The sequence below is a fragment of the Chamaesiphon sp. VAR_48_metabat_135_sub genome (assembly GCF_031418915.1).
Classification (GTDB): domain Bacteria; phylum Cyanobacteriota; class Cyanobacteriia; order Cyanobacteriales; family Chamaesiphonaceae; genus Chamaesiphon.
The window spans coordinates 1-16,697 of the sequence record NZ_JANOJV010000025.1 but is presented as its reverse complement, the minus strand read 5'-3'; the positions used below and the strand labels follow the sequence as shown (position 1 = coordinate 16,697).

The 16,697-nt window shown below is 47.0% G+C and carries 12 protein-coding genes and 1 pseudogene; 11 read left to right on the top strand and 2 right to left on the bottom strand.

Annotation, left to right across the window (positions count from 1 at the left end):
• Nucleotides 1-65: 65 nt before the first annotated feature.
• From RMO55_RS02020 to RMO55_RS01990, 7 genes are all read left to right on the top strand, one after another.
• Nucleotides 66-4,088, top strand: coding sequence for a hypothetical protein (locus RMO55_RS02020; RefSeq protein WP_310422709.1), 4,023 nt, complete (start codon nucleotides 66-68; stop codon nucleotides 4,086-4,088).
• 244 nt (nucleotides 4,089-4,332) lie between these two features.
• Nucleotides 4,333-4,878 carry a photosystem II reaction center PsbP gene (gene psbP / locus RMO55_RS02015; protein WP_310422706.1) on the top strand — a complete coding sequence of 182 codons (546 nt, stop codon included), beginning with the start codon at nucleotides 4,333-4,335 and terminating at the stop codon, nucleotides 4,876-4,878.
• Nucleotides 4,879-4,892: 14 nt separating this feature from the next.
• Complete coding sequence (locus tag RMO55_RS02010; protein WP_310422703.1) at nucleotides 4,893-5,480, top strand: nucleoside triphosphate pyrophosphatase; 588 nt, start codon at nucleotides 4,893-4,895, stop codon at nucleotides 5,478-5,480.
• A gap of 98 nt (nucleotides 5,481-5,578) precedes the next feature.
• On the top strand, nucleotides 5,579-6,538 hold the full coding sequence (locus RMO55_RS02005) for a hypothetical protein (RefSeq protein ID WP_310422700.1): 960 nt from the start codon (nucleotides 5,579-5,581) through the stop codon (nucleotides 6,536-6,538).
• A gap of 267 nt (nucleotides 6,539-6,805) precedes the next feature.
• The gene (lgt, locus tag RMO55_RS02000; protein ID WP_310422781.1) at nucleotides 6,806-7,603 is read left to right on the top strand and encodes a prolipoprotein diacylglyceryl transferase; all 798 of its coding nucleotides are present in this window, start codon (nucleotides 6,806-6,808) and stop codon (nucleotides 7,601-7,603) included.
• Nucleotides 7,604-7,685: 82 nt separating this feature from the next.
• Complete coding sequence (locus RMO55_RS01995; RefSeq protein WP_310422697.1) at nucleotides 7,686-8,024, top strand: rhodanese-like domain-containing protein; 339 nt, start codon at nucleotides 7,686-7,688, stop codon at nucleotides 8,022-8,024.
• 294 nt (nucleotides 8,025-8,318) lie between these two features.
• Entirely contained in the window at nucleotides 8,319-8,711 is a 393-nt protein-coding gene (locus RMO55_RS01990; protein ID WP_310422694.1) for a PEP-CTERM sorting domain-containing protein, read from the top strand.
• A 179-nt stretch (nucleotides 8,712-8,890) separates the two neighbouring features.
• Here the strand turns inward: RMO55_RS01990 and RMO55_RS01985 are convergent, their stop codons facing one another.
• Nucleotides 8,891-10,366: a leucyl aminopeptidase gene (locus RMO55_RS01985; RefSeq protein ID WP_310422691.1), complete on the bottom strand. Its 1,476-nt coding sequence runs from the start codon at nucleotides 10,364-10,366 to the stop codon at nucleotides 8,891-8,893.
• 563 nt (nucleotides 10,367-10,929) lie between these two features.
• Here RMO55_RS01985 and gcvH point away from each other — a divergent pair.
• Together gcvH and gcvP are read left to right on the top strand one after the other, a co-directional pair.
• Entirely contained in the window at nucleotides 10,930-11,319 is a 390-nt protein-coding gene (gcvH, locus tag RMO55_RS01980; RefSeq protein ID WP_310422688.1) for a glycine cleavage system protein GcvH, read from the top strand.
• A 215-nt stretch (nucleotides 11,320-11,534) separates the two neighbouring features.
• Nucleotides 11,535-14,459, top strand: a complete 2,925-nt coding sequence (gene gcvP, locus RMO55_RS01975; RefSeq protein WP_310422686.1) for an aminomethyl-transferring glycine dehydrogenase — start codon at nucleotides 11,535-11,537, stop codon at nucleotides 14,457-14,459.
• 102 nt (nucleotides 14,460-14,561) lie between these two features.
• Here the strand turns inward: gcvP and RMO55_RS01970 are convergent, their stop codons facing one another.
• Nucleotides 14,562-15,320 (bottom strand): cobalt-precorrin-6A reductase, encoded by a 759-nt coding sequence (locus RMO55_RS01970; protein WP_310422683.1) that lies wholly within the window; start codon nucleotides 15,318-15,320, stop codon nucleotides 14,562-14,564.
• 132 nt (nucleotides 15,321-15,452) lie between these two features.
• Here RMO55_RS01970 and RMO55_RS01965 point away from each other — a divergent pair, with 132 nt between their 5' ends.
• Together RMO55_RS01965 and RMO55_RS01960 are read left to right on the top strand one after the other, a co-directional pair.
• Nucleotides 15,453-15,938: a glutathione peroxidase gene (locus RMO55_RS01965; RefSeq protein WP_310422680.1), complete on the top strand. Its 486-nt coding sequence runs from the start codon at nucleotides 15,453-15,455 to the stop codon at nucleotides 15,936-15,938.
• A 255-nt stretch (nucleotides 15,939-16,193) separates the two neighbouring features.
• Nucleotides 16,194-16,697: pseudogene (locus RMO55_RS01960) on the top strand (photosystem II q(b) protein); the annotation flags it as partial.

Sequence of the window (16,697 nt, the reverse complement as noted above, 5' to 3'; positions counted from 1 at the left end):
GTCACAAGCTGTCGGAGCGATCGTGGAAAGTGGGAGATGATAGGAACTAACCCCTCCCAGGAATTATGTCCCAGCCATCAGTGAAATCAATCTGGCTAGAGTTGCAGATCGATCCGAACGATCCCGAACTATTAGCTACCCTAGATCGTTTGGCGCGATCGGGAATACTCGATCGATCGCAAATTCTCCAACTTGCGAGCACCTGTCTATGCGAAGATCTGCCTTGGCAATCTTTGCCAGAAGTGGTTGCTGCAGTCTCTGAACCTGAATTTCAAGCTACGCACGAACCTGCTGCAAAAATTGCGTCACCAGTCCGCACGATTTGGAAAAATCTCAGAGACGAACTGAGCGTGCGCTGGTTGCTATTTTTGGGCGTATTTTTGGTAGTGCTCTCCTCTGGAGTTTTGGCCGCCACCCAATGGTCGCTATTTCCCGCATGGGGGCAGTATGGCTTGCTCTGGCTGTATACGATCGGATTTTGGGTAGTCGGTGGTTGGGCGGGACGACAGGAGGGGCTAAGGTTGACTGCGAGTACGTTACAGATCGTGACGTTGCTATTGATTCCGGTCAACTTTTGGGCGATCGATTCTTTTGGATTGTGGCATCAACCTCTAGAAATTGTCATTGCGATCGGGGCGGGAATCGGTCTTGCTGCGATCGTCTATCTCAAGTCTCGTCAGGGTTCGAGCCGTGCCGATGCGTCTCAATCTAGCTGGCTACTCACAACTTATCTAGTTCTAAGTTTTCTTCATCTTGGCTGGCAAATTCCATACTGGTCAACGATCTCGATTTATATTGGGGCGATCGGGGTGGCGATCGTTCTTCAACGAATTCGCCAGGCTGAAGGCGGCTCTCTAGCTATTTATGGGTTGGGAATACTGCTGTTACGGGGTTTATTTGTCGCTCATTTGCCAGTTTATACCTTTGGTTTGGCGATCGGGATTGTCGGCTGGTTATTCGTGCAGTGGGGTCTCCAAAAACACCGCCGACTGGCTCGATTGCAGCGTTTTAGTGCTGTTTATGGAGCATCGCGGCGGTTAGCTCGTTATCAAATACCGCTGACTGAAATTTCTCGACTATATCAGCAGCTAGGTGCGAGTTTGCTCATATTGGGTTGGTTGATGGGTATGGGCGATTTGATATCTACGCCCAAAGGTAGCTCCTGGCAAGCCTTCTGTGTGAGTTGTCTGGGACTAATCTGGATTTGGCAACGTCTACGTGCAGATCGGTGGGATCGAGAGGTAGTCGTCTTATTCTTAGTTGGACTGCAAACCTATATCGTCAGTAGTTTTCTCTGGGCACCCCTGTCTACTGGGGCAATATTTGCAAAGATTTTACCCACGCTACTACTGTTATTCGGTCAGAACTATTTTATCGCTGGTTCGCTCCTAATTTTCCCTTACTTGGTGGCGTGGGTATGGCTGACAGCTTGGTTCTGGAACAAAGAAGAGCATTCGCTCGCGCGCACAGGTGAGTCTCTTCTCCTGTGGACTGGAGCATTATTGCCGATCGTCAATTTCACTAACCCGTTGAGTCTGCTCCTCGATCTGTCCGCATCTACAGCGATTTTGGCACATTTGACGCTACGCTACATGCCAGTTCGATCGAGCTATATTTACCTCACTCACCTCTGTAGCTTGGCGACGATTTTTGCAGCTCTCACCTATCGCTGGAATTGGTGTCGATTCTCCATCGGAGAGGCTCTGCCAACGATCGCCAGTAATTTTGTCAGCGTCGCTGGTAGTAATAATTTCCCAGTGGTAGATCTGACAATATTAGCTGTCACATTTAGCGTGTTAACCACGATCGAACTGTGGCTGTCAGCGCAACCCGTTCGACGTGGATCGGATGGTTGGCAACGTAGCAGTTGGAATATCGGGTTGGGATTGGCAATGTTTGCCTATGGCTGTTTTGCAATCCTATCAACATTTCCTGTCGCTCAGACAACTTCGCCAATTTGGTGGTCAATCGTCCCGATCTCCTTTACCTATGTCGCTGTCCGCAAGCCGCCAGTACAGCCTTGGCAACTCGCCAAACAACCTGATGCTGCTTGGTATGCAATCGCAGGTTTAGGCGCGGGATTATTGCTAGCGATCGTTGGCGGAGTCTCGCCGATGGTAAATCGACCTGAATGGCGATATATCATCCTAATTATGGCTGTGGGACTAATGTTCCCCATCGTCAAACGACTGAAACAGATCCTCCCTGCATCGATTCACATTGGGTTTGGATTGGGATTGGGAGTTAACTTACTCGCAGGGCAGATTGCCCCGAATTACTGGCTGGTAATCGGCGCACTCACCTGTGGCGGACTATGGTTTGTGAGTAGAAAACTACCTCAAATTTATGCCGTTGCGACCGATCGATGGGCGATCGGTTTAGCAGGATTGGGACTCTCGATCGGGTCGATAAATTACGCCTACAACGATCTTAACTGGCTGACCACCAAATTTGCTATTGTCAGCGGTTTACAGGGACTGGAAAGCCTTCCAGATATCTTAGAAGCTGGATCTACTCAGTGGTTCCAGAGCATTCATTTGACAACCTTATTAGCTACCGGAATTTTGGTAGCAGCAACAATCTATCGATCGCGTTGGCGCAATTCATCTTTACCTGAATGGATATGGTTTTGGGGATTGAGTTGGGCACTGCAAATCGCTTTAGCCGCGCTGGTTCACTTATTGGGTGGCAATACCTTAGTTTTGGCGACGGCGAATGTGTTGTTGGCGTTTCCGTTGTGGATGTGGAGATGGGGGAGCGGGGCACATCAGCAACGGCTAGAATCAAAGTTATTACCTTGTTTGGTGGCTGGTTGGGGGCTATTGCTGCGACTGCCATTTTTTACTGCTTATACTGGGTTGCTAACGATCTCCGTAGGCATAATTGGCATATTAACTAGTCGAAGATTTAGTCATAAATCGATCGGTTATGGCGGAATGCTGTTGGTGACATTGGGCTGCTACGAATTAGTTACCTATTCGATCTCTCAAGCTCCATCTGGTGGTAATATTGCCGATGCTTTGACTGTTTATGGGTTTGTCACAGCAGTACTCGCAGTGGGTTATCGGTTGGGAGTGTGGTGGAGATCGCAACACCAACACGATCGGTGGGGGGATTTTCCACTCAAAGATTTGAAAAATGTCGCCCACACTCACTGGGCGGTAGCTAGTACCTGGAAGATCGCAGCGGCGACAATGCCTGCTATTCCGCTACCAAAGTTGACGCTGCTGCATCTATTTATCAGCGTGCTACTAGGCGGCTATGCCTTAATTCAAGCACGAGATAAAGATGGTGGTGACTGGTGGATTTATCTGGGTTTGGCGGAGCTATTAGGAGTCGGAGTCTACGCTCGATCGATCTTCCAGAATCTGGGGATAGTTGATGAGGGTTTAATTTTAATCGCTTGTGTGGTGGGACTGTTGGTATTATTGGCTCCCTGGCGATCGTGGGGTTGGCACGATCGCCCGTGGCGACTGGTTGCACTAGTATTACCACTCTCGCGGGTAGTCTTTGAGTGGGATCGGATTTCGCTGCTCAATTTGGTAGTTATAGCCGTCTTTTATGCAGGTGTGGCGCGACGACAACGGCAGTTTAGCTGGGCGTATCTGAGTCTGGTGTTTGTCAACTGGGCGGGGATGCGGCTGCTATTCCAGTATCAATTAACGAGTCCGCTATGGTATGCGGCGTTGGTAGGTTTATCAATTTTGGCGGCGGTACAGTGGGACCCTTATTGGCAGACTTCCAAACAAAATCGTCACGCGGGTAGACTGCTAGGTAGTAGCACGATCGCCGTGACAGCACTGCTTTGGCATCAACCCTGGCTACCAATCGGGATCGGACTGGCGATCGCGATCGTGGGGCTGTTACTGCGGGTACGAGCTTGGTTGTACGTGGGGACGATTACATTTCTATTGACGAATGCTTATCAATTACTAGTGCTAATTACCGAGTATCCAATTACCAAATGGGCGATTGGATTATTGGCTGGGGTGCTAATTATTACCCTTGCCGCCAATTTCGAGCGACGCAAAGAACAGATCGAACGGGCACTACAACACTGGCTCGATCGATTGCAAGAATGGCAATAATTGTTGGTAGAGGTTAGAGGGAAACGGTTGGGAACTAGTACTAGCAGCCTGCCCTTGGAAACCAAAAATTTCTCTCGTAGGGTGTGTTAGCGTCAGTGTAACGCACCCTACCGCTAGAAAAATCGAAACCCACTATGTATCGTTTGCCGCTTGTGCTGAGTACAATAACTAACCAAATAACCTCGATCGCCCTAAGCGTCTATAATTATTACCGATAAGCATCGCTATTATAATTAAAACCCTCATGTGGAAAAAAGCTACCGTGTCATTATTCGTGGCACTGGCAATAATATTACAAATTAATGTCGCTCCCGTCCAAGCAGCGGGACTTCAAGCCTATATTGATACTGGAGATAGCTATAAATTTCTCTATCCCAATGGCTGGGTTGCGGTCAAAACTACCAAGGGTGCAGATATTATCTTCCATGACTTGATCGAATCTAGCGAAAATGTCAGCGTCGTAATCAGTCAGGTAGATAAAGATAAAAAATTAAGCGATCTAGGAACTGCTTCCGATGTCGGTTATAAATTGGGTAAAAACGCGATCGCACCCCCAGGATCGGGACGAGAAGCTGAGTTGATTAGTGCTGAGACTAATGAAGTTAAAGGCAAAACTTACTATATCCTCGAATATGATGTCAAACTACCCAACGCTCATCGACATAATATCGCTAGTGTCGTCGTCAGTCGTGGTAAATTATTCACCTTCAACGCTTCTACTACCGATCGACGGTGGGCGAAAATGAAAAAGGTCTTCGATGAAGTCATCAATTCCTTTAGTGTTGCGTAGATAGCCACTCAACTATGACTATTAACTTTGTCTTGGCTTCGGCTTCCCCCGCCCGCAGACGATTGCTCCAGAGTGTCGGGATTAATCCTCTCGTCTGTGTCAGTCACTTTGACGAATCGCAGATTCAACTGACAGACCCGATCGCCTTAGTCGAGACATTAGCACAGCGCAAAGCCGAAGTGGTATTGAATCAAGTTAACGATTCCCTCGTCTTAGGTTGTGATTCGGTACTAGTTGTTAATGGCGAAATTCATGGCAAACCGCGAGATCCTGCCGAAGCATTTACGCGCTGGCAACAAATGCGCGGCGGTCGCGGTAAGCTGTATACTGGTCACGCCTTAATCGACCAAAGTCAATATCGCCAAGTCGTCCGCTGTGGAATTACAGAGGTTTATTTCGGTCGAGTTTCAGATGCTCAGATTCAGGCTTATATCGCCACTGGCGAACCGTTAGTCTGTGCGGGGGGTTTTGCCCTCGAAGGCAAAGGAAGTGCCTTCATTGACAAAATTGACGGTTGCCATAGCAACGTAATTGGTCTAAGCTTGCCATTACTTCGATCGATGCTGGCAGAACTGAGCTACGATCTGACTAGTCACTGGTGACTCCTGCTATTGTCCCAAAACTAGGGGATGGGGTAAGGTCAATTTTTGATACACACAACACTAACAATGATTATCTTTTTACTTTTGCAGGAGGTCAAATGATTTCCTGCGAAGAATTCCGACAAAAACTGCACGCTGGACAAATTCAGGAAGCTTTAGCGATTCTGCGCGAGCCGATGGAATTGGATGTCACGACTCGGATGACTGACAATTCGAGGGCGAGTAGTGATGCTGCTGGGAATGAATATCTCCGTACTAAAATTAATTTACTGACGGGGAAAATCCAGAATGAAGTAGGCAAGGATGCCACGATCGATAGCAGTATTTATCTCGAGCTGCAACAATTACATATCGCTCGAGTTGCTGCCGATTATCGAATCGTACAAGATTATTTAGATCGAATTAAAGCAATTGTGACAGTTCTCTTACCAACATCGAGCGCAGTGGAGATCGTCAGCACGGATCGCTTAAATTTAGACTTTTTAAGGACATCATTGTCTCAATCCCCGCAGAATTCTATCAGCCAAGAGCAGGGATCGAACACCTCGGCTGAAATTATTTCGAGCGGTGGTCAGGAGGCTCCCATTAAAAATTGCAAACCTACCAATTTACCGGAGCATTGTAAGGTTTCTAAACAACAACAATCGCCACCGATCGTCACGAATAATATTAATACCGAATTACTCCCTCACAACGCTGATATTGACGATGACATCGACTTGTCGATCGATGAAGCTGGTACAGTTTGGGAAGAATGGATTGAAGATGAAGAATCGATCCTCGCATCGATCTTACCGCAACCGCCAGCATCAACAATGTCTATTTGGGGAAAAAACTCAGTCCGACAGCATCTCCATCCGATCGAATTAAAGCCGATGATTCCTCGTCCGATCGTCGAATCAGTCGATTATTCAGCACAGTGGGACAAATTTGTGCCCGAACATATCGGGATTGATGCCGATTCTCAACATCCAATTGGCACCAGCAGGGATGCAGAAATTGACGATTCCGATCGTGAAGATAATCTAGATCGGCTATTAGCAGATTTCGGTATTTAACCCAAGTTGCTAGTTATATGTTTTTAGTGGGGGAGGTGTTAAGTTTTAGCTGTTAGGTGTGAGGTTTTATCCTATTGCTAATACCCAATCCCCAATCCCCAAATCCTTAACCTTGGTTATAACTAGCAGATTTCGGTACTTAAGTCTCTGCCAGCTTAGTATACTTTGTTTTCCACTATGCAATTTCCTTTGTTAGATTTCGACACCTTATCTACACTAATTACCAGTCATTTTTATTCGACGAGATCGGTACTTGCCGTCCAATTTATGTCGCCAGGAGAAGAGATTTTTCATTTGGGAAATTTCCGGTTGAAGTGGTACGGGTTGTTAATTGCTACAGCGGTATTAATTGGGGTGAATTTATCCATGCGGTTGGCAAAATCGCGCAAGATAGATCCCGAATCTGTCGCCGACTTAGCAATTTGGTTGGTATTGGGTGCGATTCCCGCCGCACGGTTATATTATGTCCTCTTTCAATGGCAAACCTACTCCCAACATCCCGAAGATATTGTCAAAATTTGGGAGGGCGGTATTGCCATTCATGGTGCGATTATTGGTGGATCGATCGCAGCAATTATTTTCGCAAAACTCAAGCAGGTTTCCTTCTGGCAATTAGCCGATATTATCGCGCCATCTGTAGCTCTAGGACAAGCGATCGGTAGGTGGGGTAATTTCTTTAATTCAGAAGCTTTTGGCAGTCCGACAGACTTACCCTGGAAGTTATTTATCCCTAGAGATCGTCGTCCATTTGAATATCTGAATTCTGAATACTTTCATCCAACCTTCTTATATGAATCTTTGTGGAATTTACTAGTATTTGCAGTCTTAATGTGGTTTTTTATCGATGATAATCGTCACCATCGCTTCAAAACTGGTTCGATCTTTTTAGTGTATTTAATTGCTTATAGTATCGGTAGGTTTGGCGTAGAAGGCTTGCGCACAGATAGTCTGATGTTTGGTTCGCTCAAAATGGCACAAGTAATTAGTCTAGTCGGGATGGGGATCGGCTCGATCGGTTTATCATGGCTATACATTCGGCGGCGTAGCTTGCCAGATGTGGTTTGAATTAGTTGAAAGTTGAAAGTTAATTTTCTAGATCGATCTCTAAATTCCTACCTCCTACCCTCTACCCTCTACCCTCTAACTCATGACTTTTACTGAAATTACCGTAACTGAATTAGCTGCAAAAATTGCAGATAACGATCGGCCGTATCAATTTGTCGATGTGCGAGAACCGCAAGAATTAGCACTGGTGACACTACCAAGATTTATCAATCTACCATTGAGCGAACACACCGATTGGTCGCCGGAAATTTATACGCGGTTGGATAAAGATATCGAAACATTGGTACTGTGTCATCATGGCATGAGATCGGCGCAGATGTGCGGGTGGTTAGTCGCTCAAGGCTTCACCCAAGTTAGCAATATTATCGGTGGCATTGATGCCTATAGTCACCATGTAGACCCAAGTTTACCAAGATACTAGTTTATCTGTCGATCGAGCATATATTTTTATTGTTGCCATTTCCAAATTAGTGTGTTAGGGTCAAACGGAATTGATTTCTTCCCCCGATTGACCTATGTTTACAACAAATAAAGCCACCCTCACTGGTGCTAGTTTTGCGTTGGGATTGACAGCGATAATGTCTCCCATCGCACCTAGTGCTCAGGCTGTTACTCTCACATACAGTGGAAATACTTTCGGTGGTCCAACCTGGAACCGTCCTAACCAGATCCGCCTACAGTCCTCAACAGCACAGCAACAGCCGTTCCATATAACGTGTTCGAGTTTACTGTTGGTGCTAGCGGTCCCTATGATTTTCTGAGCACGACTACAAGTTGGAATAACTTTACCGTTCTTTATCAAAACGCTTTTGACTCCGGCAGTCCATTAACTAATGCCCTAGTTGCAAACAACGATAAACCCACAAACAGGTTGTCGGGTTTTGACAACATAAGCCTTAGCACAGGTACTAATTATTTCTTTGTTACAACTGGTAACGGTAATGGTGCGGATGGGACTTTCACGAACACTATTACTGGTCCAGGACCTATTTCAGCGGTTACACCAGTTCCCGAACCAGCTACTATCTTAGGCTCTTTAGTCGCTTTTGGTTATGGTGTATATTTCAATCGCAAAATGAAGTCCTCAACAGGTAAGAAAGATAGCTAAATATACTTTTTAGAATTACGCTAGATCCCCGACTTCTCGAAGAAGTCGGGGATCTGTCTTCTCATTTCTCGATCCACGCAGGGATCTCCACTCAACGATGTTTTGCTTCGCTCGGTACCCGCCTAAGGATGAATCCCCAGGCTAACAGCTCAAGTCCGTTTCAACAGACTGATGACAACCTAACTCAACACCCAATTGACCAAAGTTCTGACTGGATGTCCTGTCGCACCAGCATTATTTACCCCATGTTCCTTGTCGCTCCAAACTGGCCCAGCCACATCTAGATGCGCCCAGGGAGTATCTTTAACAAACTGCTTGAGGAATAGAGCCGCTGTAATCGAACCACCACCGCGCGGGCCAGTATTTTTGAGATCGGCGATTGGTGACTTAATCCCGTCGAAATACTTCTCAGCTAGAGGCATTTGCCAGAAATTTTCACCAGCGAGTTCTGCTGCCGCCATAATTCCATCAGCCAAAGACTGATCTGGACTCCACAAGCCAGAAATATCATCGCCCAAGGCAATAATACAGGCACCTGTAAGCGTTGCCAAATCGACGATCGCATCTAAACCCAATTTATCCGCATAAACTAAGGCATCAGCCAGGGTTAATCGACCCTCAGCGTCGGTATTATTAATTTCGATCGTTTTGCCATTTGAAGCCGTGAGGATATCCCCAGGGTGCATCGCGCGACCGCTAATCATATTTTCAGTCACCGCACTAATGAAGTGAACTTCGACATCTGGCTGGATTTGTCCGATGGCTTTAGCCGCCCCAAACATCGCCGCCGCACCACCCATATCCATCTTCATGGTTTCGATGCCACTCCCCACGCCTTTAATATTCAATCCACCAGAATCGAAGGTTAAGCCTTTACCGACGATCGCTAGTTTACGACGTGGCGTACCTGCGGGTGTATAAGTCAGATGGATAAATTTCGGTGGCATTTCCGAAGCTTGCGCCACACCTAAAAATGCCCCCATCCCCAACGCTTCGCATTCAGCCTGTTCGAGAATTTTCAGCGCGAATCCATAATCTTTAGCCATCTCTTCGGCGGTTGCTGCCATACTCATCGGCGTAACCACATTCGCAGGCGCAGCTACCAGTTCCCGCGCTAAAATCGTACCAGCAGCAATCGCCTGTGCTTTACTAATTGCCGCATCATTGCCAGCAGCATTTAATAGATGAACTTCAGTCAGATGGAGCTGATGTTTTGGTTCGACTTCTGACTTGAAGCGATTGTCTTGATGTAGAGCCAAAAGCAACCCTTCACTAATTACTTGCACACTTGTCGCACTATCCCCATTCCAGACAGGGAGACTAATTCCCAATGTTTTCGCTTTCTCCCGTTTGGCAATTCGCGCAATTGTCGCACCAGCTTTGCGCAGGGTATCTAGTTTCATCCCCTCCACCTTACCCAAACCCACTAACACAATTTTCTTAATTGGTGTATTCACACCGACGCGAGTTGCTGCACTGCTAGATTTAGCACCTTTGAACTCAGTCTCCGCAATTAATGCCTCGATGACACCGCTCAGTTTGGTATTAAGTTCCGCAAGATCGCCTACCAGTTCTACCGCATCCTCATAAAACCCAACCGCCAAAAGATCCCCAGTCCAGTCTAGACGAGATGTAGCGATCGCTTTGATATCCATATTTACGTTCTGTTAGGGGTAATTTTAATCGTTTTTGCGCCATTTTTCTGACGTTAACGCCATACCCTCATTGTAGCAAGGCTAGTCAGGATCGTTTTCAAACTCAAACAAGGTGATTGCACTGGAGACACGGGCACCGTTCGCGGAGCGTCTCCTTGGGAGAATCGATCTGTGAGTATTCACCACTTTGTAACATTTAATGGCGATGCCTTGGTTAGGAATGAGAATTTAATAATCTACATGTTTACCATCGTGCCGACTAAAGGTCTGGGCAATTCATGAAGCGGCGGTTTTATATCTCCTACGGAGAGGCTACGCCAACGGAGGTTCCCTCGTCTTGGCATTTTTTTATTCGGGGGGAACCCCCGAATAAAAACGCCGCCGAATTAAAAAACCGACAAGACAGCGATTCGCACACGCCCTGGTTTCCCGACGGTTAGCAAATCAAGACATTGCCCCTACAAAAGGAGAAATTGTAAGTTATTCAATCCTCATTCCCGATCGATCGCGCGAATGGCGCAAAAATCGCTATGCTAGAGCAGAAGATAATAAGAGAACGCCATATGAGCTTTGAGTATCCCGAAAATTTACGTTATACAGACTCACACGAGTACGTAGAATTAACCGCAGACATCGCCAAAATCGGCGTGAGTGCCTTTGCAGTGGATCAATTGGGGGATATTGTATTTGTCGAATTACCTGAGATTGGTGACACGATTACCAAGGGTAGTGCCTTTGGATCGATCGAGTCTGTCAAAGCGGTAGAAGATCTTAAAGCACCAGTTAGTGGCAAAGTAATCAAACGCAATGATGCCGCGATCGATACACCAGAAATGATTAGTACAGATCCCTATACCGCTGGATGGCTGATCGAAGTTCAAGTGGATGATGCCAGCAAACTTGAAGGCACATTCTCGGCGACTGAATATCGCGTTAAAGTCGAAGGTGCATAGGGAACACTTAAAGAAGAGGGTAGGGGAGTTGGGGTGTAGGGGAGTTGGGGCATAATGGAGTAAAAAACACACACCCAGATCCCACCAGCAACACCTTCAATGCAAAATTTGGCAATGGTGACTGAGCCAAGTTGCTCAAATAATCGATTCCCAATACCCAAACTTAGCCAGATCTATTAAATTTAAGTACAGTATTCCTCACTACTTCGATCTCTATGACGCAATCTTTATCTCGGCTTGCTAATGCAGCTAATATCTCTAGTACTACCGCCAACCCCTGGGCGGATGGTGAATTTATTGGGCGGCATATTGGGCCACAACCAGCAGATATCGATAAGATGTTGCGGGTATTGGGCGTAGCCAGTTTGGACGAGCTGATCGATCGCACGGTACCAGCGGCGATTCAATTGAAGCAACCTTTAGCGATCGAAATAGTTCAGAGCGAATATACTGTCTTAAATAAGCTCAAACAAATTGCCAGTAAAAATCAAATTTTCCGTTCCTATATTGGGATGGGCTATGCCAATTGCATTACGCCCACAGTTATTCAAAGAAATATTCTCGAAAATCCTGGTTGGTATACTCAATATACGCCCTATCAACCTGAAATTTCGCAAGGGAGACTCGAAGCTTTACTCAATTATCAGACTGTAATTATGGATCTGACAGGGATGGCGATCGCTAATGCCTCTCTGCTCGATGAAGGCACCGCAGCAGCAGAAGCCATGAGCATGAGTTATGGCATTCAGAAGACGAAATTTAATACTTTCTGGGTATCCGAAGCTTGCCATCCCCAAACGATCGACGTAATTAAAACCCGTGCCATTCCATTAGGTATTGAAGTCGTAGTTGGTAATCATCAAACGCTCGATTTCAGCCAAGAAATATTTGGGATGTTATTACAATATCCTGCTACCGACGGGTCGGTTTATGATTATCAAGAAGTTGTCGAAAAAGCCCACAAAGCAGGCGCAATTGTCACCGTCGCCGCCGATTTACTCAGCCTCACCCTATTAAAGCCACCTGGAGAATTCGGCGCAGATATCGTCGTCGGAAATACGCAACGTTTCGGGGTACCATTAGGTTATGGTGGCCCTCATGCTGCCTACTTTGCGACCAAAGATGCTTACAAACGCCAAATCCCTGGGCGATTAGTTGGCGTATCAAAAGACAAACGCGGTAAAACTGCCCTCCGTTTGGCACTCCAAACTCGCGAACAACATATCCGCCGCGATAAAGCAACGAGCAATATTTGTACAGCCCAAGTCCTCTTGGCAATTATGGCAGGGATGTACGCGGTTTATCATGGTGCCGAAGGTTTGAAATCGATCGCATCCCGTATTCATACTCTCACTACTACCCTCGCTACTGGATTAATTAAACTAGGTTACTCGATCGGCGACGCACCCTATTTCGACACCCTCCAAGTAAAAGTAACTGGAAATGCTGCTGAAATCTTAGAACGAGCAAAATCTCAACAAATTAACTTGAGATCGATCGATCTAAATAGCGTTGGTATCTCCCTAGATGAAACCACCACACCCGCAGATGTAATGGACTTATGGCGGATTTTTGATGGAGATAAAGCACCCGATTTCACCTTCTCCGAAATCGAAGCTAGTAGCCCCAAATCCACCATCCACACCTCAACCTTAGCCCGCACCTCCGAGTACCTCACTCACCCAGTTTTTAAAAATTATCACTCTGAAACCGAGCTACTGCGTTATATCACTCGCTTGCAATCAAAGGATTTATCCCTCGCCCAAGCGATGATTCCCCTCGGTTCCTGCACGATGAAACTCAACGCTACCTCCGAGATGGTACCCGTAACCTGGGCAGAATTCGGGCAAATTCACCCCTTCGCACCCGTCGAACAAGCCCAAGGGTATCAAGTCTTATTTGACGACTTAGAACGCTGGTTAGCCGAAATTACAGGCTTTGAGGCGATCTCCCTCCAACCCAACGCAGGTTCCCAAGGTGAATATGCTGGACTCTTAGTAATCCGTGAATATCACCAACAGCGCGGCGATATCGATCGAAATGTCTGCCTGATCCCTCAATCCGCCCACGGTACCAACCCTGCCAGCGCAGTTATGGCTGGAATGCAAGTAGTCCCGATCGCCTGCGATAATGATGGTAACATCGACGTAGAAGATCTCCGTGCCAAAGCCACCAAACATGCGGACAAATTAGCCGCCCTAATGGTCACGTATCCCTCTACCCACGGCGTATTTGAAGCGGGAATTGTCGAGATCTGCTCGATCGTTCACGAACACGGCGGACAAGTCTACATGGATGGAGCCAATCTCAACGCCCAAGTCGGTTTGTGTCGTCCTGGCGACTTCGGTGCCGATGTCTGTCACCTCAACCTCCACAAAACCTTCTGCATCCCCCACGGTGGTGGCGGCCCTGGCATGGGACCGATCGGCGTAATGGCACATCTCGCCCCCTATCTCCCCACGCACAAAGTCATCGCAATGGGCGGCAAACAAGGCATCGGCGCAGTCTCCGCCGCCCCTTGGAGTAGCGCGAGCATTTTACCGATTTCCTGGGTCTACATCGCCCTGATGGGTGGAGCGGGACTGAAACTAGCCACCGAAGTTGCCATCCTCAGTGCCAACTACATCGCCAAACGGCTAGAAAATCACTACGCCGTCCTCTATAAAGGTACCAACGGCTTCGTTGCTCACGAGTGCATCCTCGACCTCCGCGAGTTCAAAAAGACCGCCGAAATCGAAGTCGATGATATCGCCAAACGCCTGATCGACTATGGTTTCCATCCCCCCACTGTATCCTGGCCAGTTGCCGGAACGGTGATGGTCGAACCCACAGAAAGCGAATCCCTTGCCGAACTCGATCGCTTTTGCGATGCCATGATCGCCATCCGTGAAGAAATCCGCGAAATCGAAATCGGTAATGTGGATAAACAAAATAACGCCCTGAAAAATGCCCCACACACGATCGTCGATCTAGTCGATCCTAATTGGGATCGTCCCTACAGTCGGGAGCAAGCGGTGTTTCCTGTGGCTGGGTTGCAGGATTACAAGTTCTGGCCAGCAGTTGGTCGGATCGATCAAGCTTATGGGGACAGGAATTTGGTCTGTTCTTGTCTACCGATGGATGCCTATAGTCAAGAGTAGTCTCTCATCAGGGTAGGGGTAATTCATGAATTACCCCTACCCTACCCGACTAGAGAATGGATATGAGTTGACATACTCCCCGCCGTAGACGGCAAGGACTCCCTAGCTTCGCATAAGGTTACTGTTTCTTTCCCTCAACCATTTCATCGCACCCAAAACATCCCCAACTCGATCGCCTTCAGGAACGATCGAACGTTGTACCATAATCACAGGTAAACCCAACTCACGAGCAGCGATAATTTTGGCATAAGTAGCATCACCACCACTATTCTTACTAACGATCGCCTGAATCCGATAATCTCTAAGTAATTGCAGTTCTTGCTCTAGACTAAACGGCCCGCGATCGAGTAATAACTCACCTGGAGGTAATGGGATAATAGGATCGGGAGGATCGATCGATCGCATCAAACACCATTTATCCGCCAGACTAGCAAAAGGTGCTAATTGCTGCCTGCCGATCGTCAAAAATATTCGCTCCACCCTAGTTGGAATCGCCCCCACAGCCGCCTCAACACTCTCAACCTCAATCCAATCATCTAGATCAGATCTCACCCATCCAGGACGAATTAACATCAATCGAGGAATTCCCACCCTCGTCGCCGCACCAGCCGCATTCCCAGAAATCCGCGCCGCAAACGGATGGGTAGCATCAATTAGTAAATCGATGTTCTCAGTTTGCAAGTATTCTACCAAACTAACCTCACCACCAAAACCACCAATCCGCACTGCACCCGCTAAAGCTTTCGGTGCGATAGTTCTCCCTGCGAGACTGGTAATCACTGCTAATCCAGGTAAATCGATCGCCAGACTGGCTAATCTTACCGCATCCCCAGTTCCACCTAAAATTAAAAGTCGCTTCATCACATACTAATTGCTCGATTTTACCCTCCCAACCTCCCCTCATCAAGGGGATGAGCCAATCTATCCCCTAGCAAGTTCTGAGTAGTTGACTAATAATAAATAGATTAGGATCTACAAAGTAAGAAAATCTTTATGTCATCAACAGTTTACGACTTTTCGGCTACCAGTATCGAAGGTCAACCCATCGAAATGAGTACTTATCGAGACAAGGTTTTACTCATCGTCAATACCGCCAGCGCGTGTGGTTTTACACCGCAGTATAAGGGTTTGCAAGCATTACAAGACAATTATGCCAGCAAAGGATTCGCAGTACTAGGGTTTCCCTGCAATCAATTCGGACAACAAGAGCCAGGTAGCGCAACTGAGATTCAGTCTTTTTGCGAGAAACGATTTGGGGTGTCTTTCCCACTGTTTGAAAAGGTTGATGTCAATGGCGATAATGCCCATCCACTATTCAAACATTTAGTCAAAGCAGCACCAGGAATCTTTGGGACTGAGGGGATTAAATGGAATTTCACCAAGTTTTTGGTTGACGGTAGTGGCAATGTGGTCAAACGCTATGGCTCGAATGCCGAACCAAAAGATATCGCCAAAGATATCGAGGCAATTTTAAAATAAGTCTGATTATTTAGATATAGCAACCGCTAAGGCGATTAGGACAGCGATTGAAATCGCCGCTCGGAATGCAAAGTCCGCCTTCGCGGACTAATATATCCTAATCGATGTAGCAGTTGGTATATAAGCAAAGCTGATGGCATTCATCAGCTCTACAAAACTGAGAAAACTTTACAAAGGTTAACAATCAGGTTAAATTAGGTACATACATAAAAAACATCCCGTTCTTACCAAAGAACAAACAGCAATCATAAACCAATGACCACAACCTTACAACGCACCCAGAGCGAAAATACCTGGGATCGCTTCTGTAGCTGGATCACCTCCACCGAGAACCGCATTTATGTTGGTTGGTTCGGAGTACTGATGGTTCCTACATTACTATCCGCTACCATCTGTTTCATCATCGCCTTCATCGCCGCTCCTCCTGTAGACATCGACGGCATCCGCGAACCAGTCGCAGGTTCATTAATGTTCGGAAACAACATCATCTCCGGTGCAGTTATTCCTTCATCCAACGCAATCGGACTTCACTTCTACCCAATCTGGGAAGCAGCATCCTTAGACGAGTGGTTGTACAACGGTGGTCCTTACCAACTAGTAGTATTCCACTTCCTCATCGGCATCTTCTGCTACATGGGACGTGAATGGGAACTATCCTACCGCCTCGGAATGCGTCCTTGGATCTGTGTAGCTTACTCAGCACCAGTAGCAGCAGCAACAGCAGTCTTCCTCATCTACCCAATCGGTCAAGGTTCATTC

Excerpts from the sequence above, each read along its gene's own strand:
- RMO55_RS02020 (WP_310422709.1), top strand. The coding sequence starts at position 66 with ATGTCCCAGCCATCAGTGAAATCAATCTGGCTAGAGTTGCAGATCGAT.
- psbP (WP_310422706.1), top strand. The coding sequence starts at position 4,333 with ATGTGGAAAAAAGCTACCGTGTCATTATTCGTGGCACTGGCAATAATA.
- RMO55_RS02010 (WP_310422703.1), top strand. The coding sequence starts at position 4,893 with ATGACTATTAACTTTGTCTTGGCTTCGGCTTCCCCCGCCCGCAGACGA.
- RMO55_RS02005 (WP_310422700.1), top strand. The coding sequence starts at position 5,579 with ATGATTTCCTGCGAAGAATTCCGACAAAAACTGCACGCTGGACAAATT.
- lgt (WP_310422781.1), top strand. The coding sequence starts at position 6,806 with ATGTCGCCAGGAGAAGAGATTTTTCATTTGGGAAATTTCCGGTTGAAG.
- RMO55_RS01995 (WP_310422697.1), top strand. The coding sequence starts at position 7,686 with ATGACTTTTACTGAAATTACCGTAACTGAATTAGCTGCAAAAATTGCA.
- RMO55_RS01985 (WP_310422691.1), bottom strand. The coding sequence starts at position 10,366 with ATGGATATCAAAGCGATCGCTACATCTCGTCTAGACTGGACTGGGGAT.
- gcvH (WP_310422688.1), top strand. The coding sequence starts at position 10,930 with ATGAGCTTTGAGTATCCCGAAAATTTACGTTATACAGACTCACACGAG.
- gcvP (WP_310422686.1), top strand. The coding sequence starts at position 11,535 with ATGACGCAATCTTTATCTCGGCTTGCTAATGCAGCTAATATCTCTAGT.
- RMO55_RS01970 (WP_310422683.1), bottom strand. The coding sequence starts at position 15,320 with ATGAAGCGACTTTTAATTTTAGGTGGAACTGGGGATGCGGTAAGATTA.
- RMO55_RS01965 (WP_310422680.1), top strand. The coding sequence starts at position 15,453 with ATGTCATCAACAGTTTACGACTTTTCGGCTACCAGTATCGAAGGTCAA.